At 58.7% G+C, this 12,691-nt stretch carries 14 protein-coding genes, 1 tRNA gene and 1 pseudogene; 6 read left to right on the top strand and 10 right to left on the bottom strand.

Translation table 11 applies throughout. From position 1 onward, the window contains the following. Positions 1 to 25: 25 nt before the first annotated feature. The 5 genes from QMK58_RS22865 to QMK58_RS22845 all read left to right on the top strand — a co-directional run bounded on the left by QMK58_RS22865 (position 26) and on the right by QMK58_RS22845 (position 3,959). Positions 26 to 934 (top strand): LysR family transcriptional regulator, encoded by a 909-nt coding sequence (locus QMK58_RS22865; protein WP_053155684.1) that lies wholly within the window; start codon positions 26 to 28, stop codon positions 932 to 934. Between the two features lie 88 nt (positions 935 to 1,022). Further along, entirely contained in the window at positions 1,023 to 1,661 is a 639-nt protein-coding gene (locus QMK58_RS22860) for a LysE family translocator (protein ID WP_053155686.1), read from the top strand. Positions 1,662 to 1,763: 102 nt separating this feature from the next. Next, positions 1,764 to 3,104 carry a GGDEF domain-containing protein gene (locus QMK58_RS22855; protein WP_053155688.1) on the top strand — a complete coding sequence of 447 codons (1,341 nt, stop codon included), beginning with the start codon at positions 1,764 to 1,766 and terminating at the stop codon, positions 3,102 to 3,104. A gap of 117 nt (positions 3,105 to 3,221) precedes the next feature. Next, complete coding sequence (locus QMK58_RS22850; RefSeq protein WP_082344429.1) at positions 3,222 to 3,383, top strand: KGG domain-containing protein; 162 nt, start codon at positions 3,222 to 3,224, stop codon at positions 3,381 to 3,383. Between the two features lie 72 nt (positions 3,384 to 3,455). Beyond that, positions 3,456 to 3,959, top strand: a complete 504-nt coding sequence (locus QMK58_RS22845; protein ID WP_320395486.1) for a DUF4142 domain-containing protein — start codon at positions 3,456 to 3,458, stop codon at positions 3,957 to 3,959. Between the two features lie 42 nt (positions 3,960 to 4,001). Here the strand turns inward: QMK58_RS22845 and QMK58_RS22840 are convergent, their stop codons facing one another. After that, positions 4,002 to 4,412 (bottom strand): low affinity iron permease family protein, encoded by a 411-nt coding sequence (locus QMK58_RS22840; RefSeq protein WP_053155692.1) that lies wholly within the window; start codon positions 4,410 to 4,412, stop codon positions 4,002 to 4,004. A gap of 181 nt (positions 4,413 to 4,593) precedes the next feature. On the opposite strand from QMK58_RS22840, the gene tam reads away from it, so the two are divergent. Continuing rightward, positions 4,594 to 5,364, top strand: coding sequence for a trans-aconitate 2-methyltransferase (gene tam, locus QMK58_RS22835; protein WP_053155694.1), 771 nt, complete (start codon positions 4,594 to 4,596; stop codon positions 5,362 to 5,364). Positions 5,365 to 5,425: 61 nt separating this feature from the next. Here the strand turns inward: tam and QMK58_RS22830 are convergent, their stop codons facing one another. From QMK58_RS22830 to atzF, 9 genes and pseudogenes are all read right to left on the bottom strand, one after another. After that, a complete protein-coding gene (locus QMK58_RS22830; protein WP_053155696.1) occupies positions 5,426 to 5,674 on the bottom strand; it encodes a hypothetical protein in 249 nt (82 codons plus the stop codon). 247 nt (positions 5,675 to 5,921) lie between these two features. After that, positions 5,922 to 6,329, bottom strand: coding sequence for a type II toxin-antitoxin system HicB family antitoxin (locus tag QMK58_RS22825; RefSeq protein WP_053155698.1), 408 nt, complete (start codon positions 6,327 to 6,329; stop codon positions 5,922 to 5,924). A 38-nt stretch (positions 6,330 to 6,367) separates the two neighbouring features. After that, positions 6,368 to 6,544: pseudogene (locus QMK58_RS22820) on the bottom strand (type II toxin-antitoxin system HicA family toxin); the annotation flags it as partial. A 288-nt stretch (positions 6,545 to 6,832) separates the two neighbouring features. Next, a tRNA-Gly gene (locus QMK58_RS22815) sits at positions 6,833 to 6,906 on the bottom strand. 176 nt (positions 6,907 to 7,082) lie between these two features. After that, on the bottom strand, positions 7,083 to 7,967 hold the full coding sequence (locus QMK58_RS22810) for an alpha/beta fold hydrolase (RefSeq protein WP_053155700.1): 885 nt from the start codon (positions 7,965 to 7,967) through the stop codon (positions 7,083 to 7,085). Positions 7,968 to 8,279: 312 nt separating this feature from the next. Beyond that, a complete protein-coding gene (locus QMK58_RS22805; protein ID WP_053156057.1) occupies positions 8,280 to 8,972 on the bottom strand; it encodes a pseudouridine synthase in 693 nt (230 codons plus the stop codon). 34 nt (positions 8,973 to 9,006) lie between these two features. Beyond that, on the bottom strand, positions 9,007 to 9,225 hold the full coding sequence (locus QMK58_RS22800) for a cysteine-rich CWC family protein (protein ID WP_053155702.1): 219 nt from the start codon (positions 9,223 to 9,225) through the stop codon (positions 9,007 to 9,009). Then, a complete protein-coding gene (locus QMK58_RS22795; protein ID WP_053155704.1) occupies positions 9,212 to 10,705 on the bottom strand; it encodes a sensor domain-containing diguanylate cyclase in 1,494 nt (497 codons plus the stop codon). Before QMK58_RS22795 ends, QMK58_RS22800 begins: the two co-directional genes overlap by 14 nt. Before the next feature lie 199 nt (positions 10,706 to 10,904). Continuing rightward, positions 10,905 to 12,683: an allophanate hydrolase gene (gene atzF, locus QMK58_RS22790; protein ID WP_053155707.1), complete on the bottom strand. Its 1,779-nt coding sequence runs from the start codon at positions 12,681 to 12,683 to the stop codon at positions 10,905 to 10,907. Between the last annotated feature and the right edge of the window lie 8 nt (positions 12,684 to 12,691).

Raw genomic sequence — 12,691 nt, 5'->3', positions numbered from 1 at the left:
TAAATTCCGTTTTGCTATTCAGAACATGCATGAAATGAATGATCTGCGCTGCATCGACCTCAACTTGCTGGTGATCCTGGACGCCTTGCTCAGCGAGCAACACGTCACCCGCGCCGCCGAGCGCTTGCATTTGAGTCAACCGGCAGTCAGCCATGCCTTGGCGCGTTTGCGCGATCTGCTGGGTGATCCGTTGCTGGTCCGCGCGGGCGCGACTCTGGTGCCTACTGCGCGCGCATTGGAGTTGGTCGCGCCACTTTCGCAAGCGTTGGCCCAGGTGCAATCCTTGCTGGCACCGAATGCCTTCGATCCGGCCACCGCCAAGCGCACCTTTCGCTTGGCCATGTCCGATTACGGCGCGGCCATTGTTCTGCCGGGATTGATCCGCACCTTGCGCCGCGAAGCGCCAGGCATCGACCTGCAAATCAGCCACGCCAGCCGCGAAGGCATGCTCGAAGGCGTGGTCAACGGTGAAATCGATATCGCCGCCGCGGTATTTCCAGAGTTACCGAACGAGTTACGCAGCACACCGCTGTTCGAAGAGCACTACGCCTGCCTGGTCGACCACAACAGCCTGTCCGACAGCGGCATCCTCGATTTGCCCACCTATTTGCGTCGTCCCCATGTCCTGTTGGAAATGCGTGGCAGCGGCACGCCGGAAATCGAACGCGCCCTGACCAGTCTGCGCGAACGCCGTCGAGTGGCAGTCAGCCTGCCGCACTGGCGTGTCGCCCCGGAGCTCATCAGCGGCACCGACCTGATCCTGACTGTCGCCTCCCGTGCCCTGCGTGATATCGATGAGTCGACGTTGGTCGTCGTGCCGCCGCCGTTTCAGATACCGTCGTTCACGTTTGTCCTGGTGTGGCACACGCGGCGGGGTGGAGATCAGGCGTTGAACTGGTTGAAACAGCAGATCGTGCAAGGGATTGAACCTTGATGTGTTTCTTCGGCAATCTGGCAGTCCAGAGCCAAAGACCTGGGATAGACTGGCGAGCATTCAACACCGCGTATAAAAAGGAGCCCCGATGACCCCCTCGCTACTCATGGCTGTGCTCGCCTCGGGTTTTATTTACGGCATAACCCCGGGGCCCGGTGTATTGGCAGTTTTCGGCATTGGCGCAGCGCATGGACGTCGGGCCGGTGCAGGGTTTCTTTGCGGGCATTTGCTGGGCGATGTGGTCTGGTGCAGCACTGCGCTGGTGGCTATTGTCGGTGCACGGGAAGTCGGCAGCACCGCGTTCGATGTGCTCGGCGTACTCAGCGGGCTCTATCTGTTCTGGCTGGGTTGGCGCGCTGTACGGGCGCAGCGCAGTGGCAGCGAAGCACCGCAGGGCCCGGCGCGTCAGCCGTTCTGGCACGGCATCCTGTTCGGTCTGACCAACCCGAAGGCTTATCCGGTGGCGGTGGCCACGTTCACCGCGTTATTGTCGAGTCGCGCCGAGTTGCTGACCTGGTCGATGTTGCCGTGGCTGATCGTCCTCAGTTTCCTGGGCGGTCTTATCGCCTACGCTATCCTCATCGGCATCGTCGGTGCCCAGCGGGTACGTACCTTGTACCAACGCCATGAACTGGCAATCACCCGACTGTGCGGGGTAATGTTCATCGGTTTCGCCATCAATGCACTGGCACATGCGTTGCCAGGGTTGGTGGCGAACAAGGCTTGACACTGATCGCAGGGAGGCGACAGTCATACCGTCAGCGCAGGGGCGCCTGAGCGGTCAGGGACGGATTTGATTGCTACATTGTCCGGAAGCGCTCTCGGTACCATGGCAACCAGAAACTCTGCGCCGCTGGCGAGCTACATCGATCTGTTGCTGGACGCCGTTTGCGCGGTGGATAAACAGGGCCGCTTCGTCTTTGTCAGCGCGGCCTGCGAACGCATTTTCGGCTACTGCCCCGACGAGTTGATTGGCCAGTCCATGATCGATCTGGTGCACCCGGCCGACCGCCAACGTACTCTCGATGCTGCGCGGGAAATCATGGGCGGCGAGCCAAAGCTCAATTTCGAGAATCGCTATATGCGCAAGGACGGTCGGGTGGTGCACATCCTCTGGTCGGCGCGTTGGTCGGAAGTCGACCAGTTGCGTATCGCCGTGGCGCGCGACATCACCGAACGCAAACAGGCCGAATCCCGGCAAGCGGCACTGTATGCCATTTCCGAAGCGGCCCATGCGGCTGAAGACCTGCTGGCGCTGTTCAAACGCATCCACATGATCATTGGCGAATGGCTGCCGGCGCTGAATTTTTCCGTGGCGCTGTATGACGAGCACTGCGCGCAGCTGAATTTCCCCTATCACGTCGATGACCAGGAGCCACAACCCGGGCAGCCGGGAACGCTGACCGGGCGCTTGTGTGCTGAAGTCATTCGCTCGGGCCAGCCGATTCTGTTGACGCCAGACCAGATTGCACCTGGTTTTGAAGCGCTCATGAGCGCTCATGACGCGCCCTGCTGGCTGGGCGTTCCGCTGAACTCGCAAAAGGGCACCATCGGTGCGCTGATCGTCAAAAGCATACCGGGCGGGGAGCGTTACACCGAGCAAGACATGGAACTACTGCAATATGTCTGTGCCCAGGTCGCCACCGCGATCGAGCGCAAACAATTGCATACACGTCTGCAGCATATGGCCCAGTACGACCAACTGACGCAACTGCCCAATCGTGAGCTGCTGCGCGACCGCCTCAAGGCGTCATTGGAGATCGCCCAGGAAACGAATGGGCGCCTGGCATTGTTGTATGTCGATCTCGACCGCTTCAAACAGGTCAACGATACCCACGGCCACGCGGTCGGCGACATGCTGCTGCAAGCGGTGGCCAACCGCCTCAAGGGCTGCGTGCGGGAAACCGACACCGTGGCGCGCATTGGCGGCGATGAATTCGTGGTGTTGCTGCACAGCATCCACGCTCCGGAAGATACGGACATCGTGGTCGGAAAAATCCGTCAGGTGCTGGTTCAACCCCTACGGCTGGACGGTCATAGCCTGTGCATCCAGCCCAGTATCGGGGTCGCTCAATATCCGGATCACGGCACTGAAGAGAAGCAGCTGTTCCGGCACGCTGACGAGGCCATGTACACCGCCAAGCGTGAGCAGCACCTGCGGCTCGTCTGAAAACATCGTCACCGTTCGTCGTGACGATTTCAGCTTTTCTAAACCTTTTGGATGGCAAAAATTCAGATTCTATGCGGGCTACAGCTCGCCGCGATCAATACCAAGAGGAAGAGAATCATGCCTAACTCAAGAAACTCGAACTCGGGAAACTTCGCCAACGATCGAACGAAGGCGTCTGAAGCCGGTCGCAAAGGTGGGAAAACGACCACCACGACTGTCGACAAAGAAAAACCCGACATGGGCCGCAAAGGCGGACAAGGCGGGCAAAAGTCTCGCTAGTGGATGAAGGTTGTTTTGATTGAGAAGCGGGGGCGAAAGCTCCCGTTTGAATTTGAAGAGGAGGGCGCGACCATGAACCGGATGGCCACCCGATTGCGTAATGTCAGTTTTGTCACGTTGTTGGGCCTGTACGCCAGCAGTGCGTGCGCCCAGTCGCCCGCCGAGTTCATCAACGATGCGTCGGCCCAAGGCATGGCGGACATCGAAGCCAGCCGCCTGGCGCACCAGAAGTCCGAATCCAAAGAGGTCAAGGACTACACCATTGTCGTGATCAACGACCGCACCACCGCCAATCAGCACCTGGCAAAAATCGCCAAACAACTGGACCTGCCGGTGGCACCGCGAGAAGAGGTCGTCGAAAAAGCCAAGGCGTTGATGCCAGAAGTCCTGGAGGGCACCAGTTTCGATGAGGCTTATGCTGCCAGTCAGGTGAAAACCACCGAGCAAGCTATCGAACAGCTGGAGCAGACGGCGCAGACCACCGACGTGCCGCAGATCAAGGCGTTTGCCGAAGAGACCCTGCCCAAGCTGCAAAACCATCTGCAAATGGCCCGGGCACTGCAAGCCAGTCGCTAAGGCTTGAGTTGCGCAGGTGACGACGGTCACCTGCGCTTTTTATCAGCAGTCTTTCAACCCGGACTTACCTTTTTCTTCGACAACGGTACCGTCCAGCGAAATGGTCTGGCCTTCGCCGAGGGTCCGATATTGCTTTCTCAGCGCTTCCAACTCCTTGAGGTCCAGCGCTTCAAGCCCAAGCATTGCGTTCTGCGCTTCCTTGGTCACCCGCAGCAATTCATCGACCTTCAAATGCAGAATGTCCGTGTCGCGGTTCTGCGTGTTCTGGATCAGGAACACCATCAGAAAGGTGATGATGGTGGTCGAGGTATTAATGATCAGCTGCCACGTATCGTTGAAATGAAAAATCGGCCCGCTCAATCCCCACAAAAAAATCAGGACAATCGCCCCCAGAAACGTTTTAGGGCTACCGGTCCATAGGGCGAGTTTCTGTGCGACTTTTGCGAATTTCATGGCCGTTTTCCTTATTGGGGATGAACCTGAAATTCAGACATCGGGGGGGAGATGAAAATTCGGCAGTGATTGACGCGTAACTGAAAAAGCGGAGTTCTGAACCACTGGCAGTGACCATCGCGCTATCGTAGTGAACCGGTTGTCGGTCCACGTTCCGACAACGCACTGACAGGAGAACGCAATGACCTGGTCCGCCAAACAATACGTCGCTTTTGAAGATGAACGCACCCGTCCGGCCCGTGACCTGCTGGCGGCGATCCCCGCTGCTGATGTGCGCTCGGCCGTCGATATCGGTTGTGGCCCCGGTAACTCGACGCAGTTGCTGGTGGAACGTTTCACCGGCGCGACGGTGCGCGGGCTGGACAGTTCGAGCGACATGATCGAGGCGGCCCGCAAGCGTCTGCCGCAGGTGAAGTTCGATCTCGCCGACATCGATACCTGGAGCGAATCAGGTCCGTTCGACGTGATTTTTGCCAACGCTGTGTTGCAGTGGGTGCCCGATCACGCCACGTTGTTGCCTTCACTGGTGAGCAAGCTCGCGCCCGGGGGCAGTCTGGCGATCCAGATGCCCGACAACCTCCAACAACCTTCGCACCGGTTGATGCGCGAGGTTGCGGCTGACGGCCCATGGGCCAGCAAATTGGCAAAAGTCGCCGGGCAACGAACCGAAATGGCCGACGCCGGTATTTATTACTCGATGCTCAAAGCCTGCTGCGCGCGCGTCGATGTGTGGCGCACCACCTACCATCATCCACTCGCGGACGGTGCAGCCGGCGTGGTTGAGTGGTTCAAGGGCAGTGGGTTGCGCCCGTTTCTCGAACCGCTGGATGAGGCGCAAAGGGTGCAGTATCTCAAGCAGTATCAAACGGCGATTGAGCAGGCTTATCCGGCATTAACCGATGGTTCGGTGCTGTTGCCGTTTCCTCGGTTGTTCATCGTCGCGACTCGCTGAGGCGAAAAGGTACCCCGACATTGTGTGGCGAAGAAACAAGGTTCCTCGCCACAAGGTCGCGTCAGGATGGCTCTGCATCCATGCGCCGAGCGATCACATCCAGCTCATCGCAGCCATCGCGCAACGGTTTGCAGCACAACAATGCGAAGTCGCTGAGGATCACCGAGTCAGTGCTGATTTCACCGCGCATCGCGAGATTTTCGAGCACCTGTGTCACGGCGCCGATTCTATAACCGGCTGTGCTGAGGAGGGAGTGCAGTGGCTGGGTGGTGTTGACGTAGAGGGCTCGGAGGTTCCTGTGCTTTGCCATCGAGTCGCCAAACCCGATACGCCATTGGGGCGCGCTCGGACTATAGGGCTCATGACAAAGGCACAGCAATGCGCAAGTCTACGGACAATTCCCGGTGTCGTGTAGGACATTGCTTTTTCGAAGAGACTTGGTACGCGCCTTCAAAAATGGGGCCCTTGATATCGGTCCAGGTGGGCGTTCCACAAATGCCCACCCCCAAAAAAAACCGGCCACTCGGGCCGGTTCATTCATCGCTCAAGCAAGGTTTTCAACTCTGCTGCAACACTTTCAATGCCGCCGAGGCCAAAAAACCCGAACGGCTTTTTTCTTCCGGATGGTGCAACACGTACTCATCAATACGGTTGAGCAGGTAACCCGGCAATGTGATGTTCAGCTTCTGGGCCTTGCCCAGATATTTGGTGACGTCGATGTCGACCAGCGCCCACGCACACCCGGCGTATTTTGGGTTGGCTGCATGCAAGGTCACTTTATTGGCTGGTGGAATGGGCGAACCGTCTTCGGCCAGAATTTCGAAATGGCCTTCAATGGCTTCCCGCGCCATGGCCATCGCGTCATCCAGATCTTCCCCGGCGGAAAAGCAGCCCGCAATGTCGGGGACTTCAACGCCCCAGGCGTGCTTGTCATCGCCCATTGAAATCGCAATCGGGTAAAGCATGTTGTTTGTCCTCCGCGGACCTGGCGCATCGGCTCCTGGAGCAGCGCCTGTTGCAAAATACTGATGGCCGTTTTCTTCAGCAGATCTTTCTTTGGATGAGGGACAGTCACCAGCCCCGGTTTGGTCGGGTGCTTGAAGTGGTGATGGCTGCCTCTGATTCGTACCAGATACCCGCCGTCCGCAACGAGTTGGCTTATCAAAAATCGGCTGTTCACATCACCTCCTTGTGGTGTGCTTGTGGTTACTATACCTACTGTTTTTCTGTAATCAACACTATAACCACCGAAGCTTCCTGATTCGGCGGTTAAGGGATTGGTATCGAGTCTAGGGGGCCGTTGTGGGCTGGGCCTTGGACAAGCCTGAAATGATCGGCCTGGTGTATTGCGGGGTTTTGCTGAAGCGTGGGGCCCGAATTTCAAGCACAAAAAAACCGGCCACAAGGACCGGTTTTTTTGTGTCTACATCCCCGTCAAAACCCTCTTGACGTGAGACTAAAATTCGATTGGAGCGGGTGAAGGGAATCGAACCCTCGTTATCAGCTTGGGAAGCTGGAGTAATGCCATTATACGACACCCGCTCAGAGCGGTGACTTTGTACCAGATGTGCGCGGGGAAATGAAGTTTTTCTTTGCGCCAGACGGGTTTAGCGCAGATGAAGCCAGGCAAAGACCGGTAGCGGTCGTTCGCGGGCAAGCCTCGGCTACAGGAATGGAATCAACACTGTAGCGCGGAGCTTGCTCGCGATGACGCTGTTTCAGATGGACAATGCATGGTGGTCCTGGACGTAGTGGTAACGCGGTCGGCTTTCATTCTGCGCCGGTTTCAGGAACCCCATCAGTGCGTTGCGGCTGTCCCGGCAGGCGGCTTTGTGCTCCATGTCGAGAAAGTGCCCGGTGGCCTGGAGGGTGCTGAAGGTGCTGTGTTGCACGTGGCCGGCGAACAGTCGGGCGTCATCTGCGGCGGTGTATTCGTCCCATTCACCGTTGAGGAACAGCACCGGCACGTCGATCTTCTTCGCCGCGTTCAAGTAGCACTGGCGATCGCTGTGCAGCACGTCGTTGATGTGGAAGTGCATCTGCCCGTACTCGTGCTCGGCGAGGGAGCTGACGTGGCGGTAGTTGAAGCGTTTGAACAACGACGGCAAGTGTTTACCGATGGTGTCGTTCACCAGGTGCCCGACCCGGTCCCCATCGCGGCTGCCGAGGTAGTCGACGCCGCGCTCGAGGTAATCGAGCATGTGCGCGTTGATCACCGGAGAGAACGAGCTGATCACGGCTTTTTCGATACGCCGTGGCCTTTGCGACAGCGCCATCATGGTTGCCGCGCCACCCCAGGAAAACGACAGCACGTGTTCGGCGGCGAAGTGGTCGATCAGCTCCAGGAGGATCTGCCCTTCGATTTCCTTGGTGAGCATTTTTTCATGCAGGTTGTGGGCTTTTGACCTGCCCGCGTAGGGCTGGTCGTAGCAGACCACGTTGAACTGCGGATAGAGGTTTTTCACGGTTTGTGCAAACGACGCAGTCGTGGCCATCGAGCCGTTGACCAGGATGATGGTCTTCTCTGCGGCGTCTGCGCGATAGAACTCCGTGTAAACCCGGTACTGACCCTGTATATCCAGCACAGCGATTTCTGGCCTCATGTCATAAGACTCCTGGCAAGCGTGTATGCGCGCAAATGAGATTGCACGAGCTTTGTGACAGGTAGGCATACGCCTGGAATTTGAGAGGCCCATGTCGATCCACTGCAGTCCGGTCGACGGGTATTGTTATTGGCGGGCAGTCTGCCGGATGAGGCCGGAACCCAAGGGTTCCTACCGGCAAAAAGTTTCTTAGAAGTATGGGGTGACTCGTCGGTCACATTTCGGCCGACGTCCTGATTCAAGCAGGGGTCACATCAATGTGCAAGTGCCGTTGGTAAATTGTTCGACAACTTCTGCTGAGCGGTCGATTGCTTAGATCAATCCGATCTCTTCATCGCTCAATGGACGGTATTCGCCCGGTTTCAACGCGTCGTCGAGCACCAGGGGGCCCATGCGTTCTCGGTGCAGGCGCAGCACCTTGTTGTCGAAATGACCGAACATGCGCTTGACCTGGTGATAACGGCCTTCGACGATGCTCAGGCGTGCACACTTTGGTCCGAGCAGCTCTAGTCCGGCAGGTAGGGTGGTGAGGTCTTCGAAGGCGAAGTACAGGCCTTCACTGAATGTGATGGCGTATTCGGCGCCGATGTCCTGTTCGGTTTCGACGTAATAGACCTTCGGCAATTGGGTCTTTGGTTGGGTCAGGCGTCGCGACCAACTGCCGTCGTTGGTGATCAGCATCAGCCCGGTGGTGTTGAAATCCAGGCGTCCGGCGATGTGCAGGTCGTCCTTGTTCGGCTCATCGATCAAATCGAGCACGGTCGGGTGCTGCGGGTCACGGGTGGCGCTGACGCAACCGGCAGGCTTGTGCAGCATGAAATGGCGCAGGGGTTTGCCCACTTGAAGCACATCATTGTCGACTTCGATACGGCTGAATTCGCGAACTTCGCTGTGCGGGTCGCTGACGATTTTTCCGTCAACCCGCACGCGTTTTTCCACCAGCAACAGGCGCACCTGCTTGCGGTTGAAGCACGGCAGGTTGCTGAGGAAACGGTCGACGCGCATGAACGAATGATCATTGAAGTAAGGGGCGCGCATCTTACTTCAATGGCTGCGCCGCCGCTTGCAACTGCGCCTCGACTTCGGCGCAACGCGGGCACAGGCAGGAAGCATTGCGCAGTTCGGTCGGCAACGACTGGAGCACCGCCGGGTCGATAGTGACGCTGTAGCACCAGCAGGTGCGGTCGGCGGTTCGCGGATCGGCCAGGGTGCAATCGTTGGCGGCGCCACAGGCTGGGCAGAGGTCAGGCGGGTTCATGATCGAGGTGAGGCATTTCCATACAGGTGCGGTTACGGCCACTTTGTTTGGCCCGGTACATCGCATGATCCGCCCGCGACAGCAGGCTGTGCAAGGTGTCATCGGACAGCAGGGTGGTGAGACCGATGCTGACGGTCACTTGCAGGGTCTGATCGTTGTAGGCATAGCGCTGTTGTTCCACGTGCCGACGAATTTTCTCGGCGATCATCCGACCGGTCTCAGCGTCGGTGTCCTTGAGCAACACGATGAACTCTTCACCGCCCCAGCGGCAGACGATGTCGGAGTGCCGAAGGCAACTTTCCAGATCCCGGGCAAAACCGATCAGCACCTGATCGCCGGCCAGGTGACCGTAGGTGTCGTTCAACGCCTTGAAGTGGTCCAGGTCGAGCAATAGAGCGGTCAGCGGCAGGGGTTCGCGTTGGGCTTCGTGCATGGCCTGAGCGGCCAGCAGGTCGAAACCCCGACGGTTGGGCAGCTCGGTCAGGCTGTCGAGGGTCGCCTGGGTCTGGATCTTGTCCTGATAACGTCTGATTACCCGGTTGAGCAGCACCAGCACGCTCAGCGTGACCAGCAGGCAGATCAGCAGGTTGAGGTACAGCGACTGGCGGATTTCAGTGAGCGCGCCGTCTTCACGTTTATCGACGAACAAGTACCAATTGAGCTCGGGAATGTAGCGCACATTGAGGAAATGCCCCTGGCCCTGGACCGAATATTCGTAGCTGCCGCTATGGGGCTTTGGCAGCCGGCCGAGCAGGTCTTTCATGCTGTCGAGCTCGCTGAGTTTCTGCCCGATGTGCGCACCTTGCGGCCCGCCTTCGGCACCTGTGAGCACCAGGCGCCCGAAATTGTCGACGAAGAACACGCTGCGTTGATAACGCTGCTGGTACTTGTCGATCAGCTTGATCACCGCATCCACGGTCAGACCGACGCCCGCCGCGCCGATGAATCGGTCGTTGTAGTCGTAGACCTTGTAGTTGATGAAGAAGGTCAGGTTGTCCTTGTTGGCAAGGTCCGGGTCGACGTTGATCTCGTAGGGATCGTTCATGTCGCGCACGCGAAAGTACCAGGCGTCGCGGGGTTCGGAGACCTTGACCTGTTTGAGCACACCCTTGGCGTGATAGTAGGTCAGGCTGGTGTTGGAAATGAAGAACGCGGTGTAGGCCCCGTAATGGGTCATGACCTCGTTGAGGTAGCGGGTCATCTGGTCGGAGTCTTTTTCACCGTTGACGACCCAGTCACGCATGAAGGTGTCGCGGGACATCATCGAGGAAATCAGGATCGGTCTGACAAGGTCTTTCTGGATTTCCGAGTAGACCGTGTCGGATGTCAGTGGCAATTCGGTATTGACGATGCTGTCGCGGATCGACGCCCGCGAGGCGTAGTAACTGAGAAAGGAGGTAGCAAGATAGCCTGCGCCCAGCAACGCAACCAGCGTGAAGACCAACGAACGTTGAGAATACAGCGGCGAGCGAAGCGGCATGGCAGTTCCATTGGCAGTCATCCGATGTCGCATTCTAATGGCACAGCGGGGAAAAAACTGCTCCATGTGCGCCGCGAATAGTCGTTCCAGTGGTTGCGTCATCACATAACTCTGTAGGAGCTGCCGCAGGCTGCGATCTTTTGATCTTTAAGTTCAAGACCAAAAGATCGCAGCCTGCGGCAGCCCCTGGCAAGCGCGTTTATGCCAGTGTTTTCAGGTAAGCCCGCCATCCGCCCAGATGGCTGATTTGGGTCGCGCCCTCCAAGCCATAGGCCTCACAGATAAACCCGCTTTCCCAGCGACCGTCCGCCAGTTGCACTTTGCCCAGCCCCAGCGGTGCAGCAATCCCGGTCAGGAATGAGCCCAACTCCGTGCTCGGCAACTCCCAGACTTCCACGCTAATCGCCACGCCACCGTCCTTCACACGAACCATTCCAGGACGAAACGGTGGGCCGCCGGCCAATGCGTAGAGCTGATAGTCAGGCGAGCTAAGTGTCGTTTCCAACAACCGGGCGCCACGCTGCTTGAGCTGCCAGTTCAGCGCCAAGCCGTCCAGGTGTGCGCCGCAAACCACCAGCCGCGCCCGATCATGGCGCGCCACGGCCGTCAAGGCTGGTGTCGCCAAAGCGTCCTGGCGCTGCAAGCCATCGGCCACGCTCAACAAGTACTGATCGGTGAAAGCACGACCAAACAGTGTCACGCCCCACGGCAAACCGTTGCCCATGAAACCGCTTGGTACGGCGATCGCGGCGTAGTCGAGCAGGTTCATGAAGTTGGTGTAGTAACCCAGTTCCGAGTTGCGCAGCACGGGTTCAGCGTCGAGTTCGGCCAGGGTGACGGGACGGCCAATGGTCGGCGTGACGACGCAATCGAGACCCTCCAGCGCTTTATCACACACGGCTTTGAGTGCTTGCAGCCGGTATTGGGCGCGGAAGGTTTGCACGCCGTTGACGGCGGGGGCCTGGGCCAGAACGGCGCGGATCACTGGCAGCACGGCTTCGGGATTTCGCTCCATCAGTTCACCCGCCACGCTGTAGCGTTCGGCAACCCATGGGCCTTCATAGAGCAGGCGGGCCGCTTCCAAAAATGGCGACAGGTCCAGTTCCACCGCCTCACCGCCTAACGCCTTGAGCCGATCGATGGCATCACCGAACAGCAGCGGGCCTTCAGGGCAGCCGAAGAACTCAAGGTCCTGCGCACGCGGTACGCCGAATCGGAACGGGCGTGGAGCACCGAACGCCGAGCCGTCATTCCACGAAGGATTATTGCGACTGTACGCGTCCCGAGGGTCGAGGCGTGCTGTGAGCGACAGCAGCTGACTGGCCTCCCGAGCCGTCGCGGTAAACGTGGTCACACAATCGAGGGTGCGACAGGCCGGGACCACCCCGGCGGTGGAGATCAGTCCCTTGGTGGCTTTCATGCCAACCAGATTGTTCAGCGCTGCCGGCACGCGTCCGGAGCCAGCGGTGTCGGTGCCTAGCGAAAAACTCGCCACGCCAAGCGACACTGCCAGCGAAGAACCGGCGCTGGAACCGCCCGATGGATACTCCGGCAACACACTATTCGGGCAGGCGCCATAAGGCGAACGGCTGCCATTGAGGCCTGTGGCGAATTGGTCGAGATTGGTCTTGCCCAACGGGATTGCGCCCAGCGCCAGCAGTTGCTCGACAATGGTGGCCGAACGTTCCGGAACATAGGCGAACGCCGGGCACGCCGCCGTGGTTGGAATGCCCGCCAGGTCGATGTTGTCCTTGATCGCGAACGGCACGCCGTACAGCGGCAGGCTGTCGATGTCGCGGCCATCGAGGGCGGCGAGGTAGGGTTCCAGTTCTTCGACACTGAGCAAGTGGATGAACAGGTGATAGTCCGGGTTCAGCGCCGCGGCTTTATCCCGAAGGTGCAACAGCAGTTGCCGGGGCGTGGTGCTGCCGTCGCGGTAAGCGCAGCGCAGGGCGTCGAGTTGCAGATTGATGTTCATGGTGTCAG

It is taken from the genome of Pseudomonas sp. P8_241 (assembly GCF_034008315.1).
Classification (GTDB): domain Bacteria; phylum Pseudomonadota; class Gammaproteobacteria; order Pseudomonadales; family Pseudomonadaceae; genus Aquipseudomonas.
The sequence above is the reverse complement of the archived record's forward strand: the minus strand, read 5'-3'. Positions and strand labels throughout refer to the sequence as shown.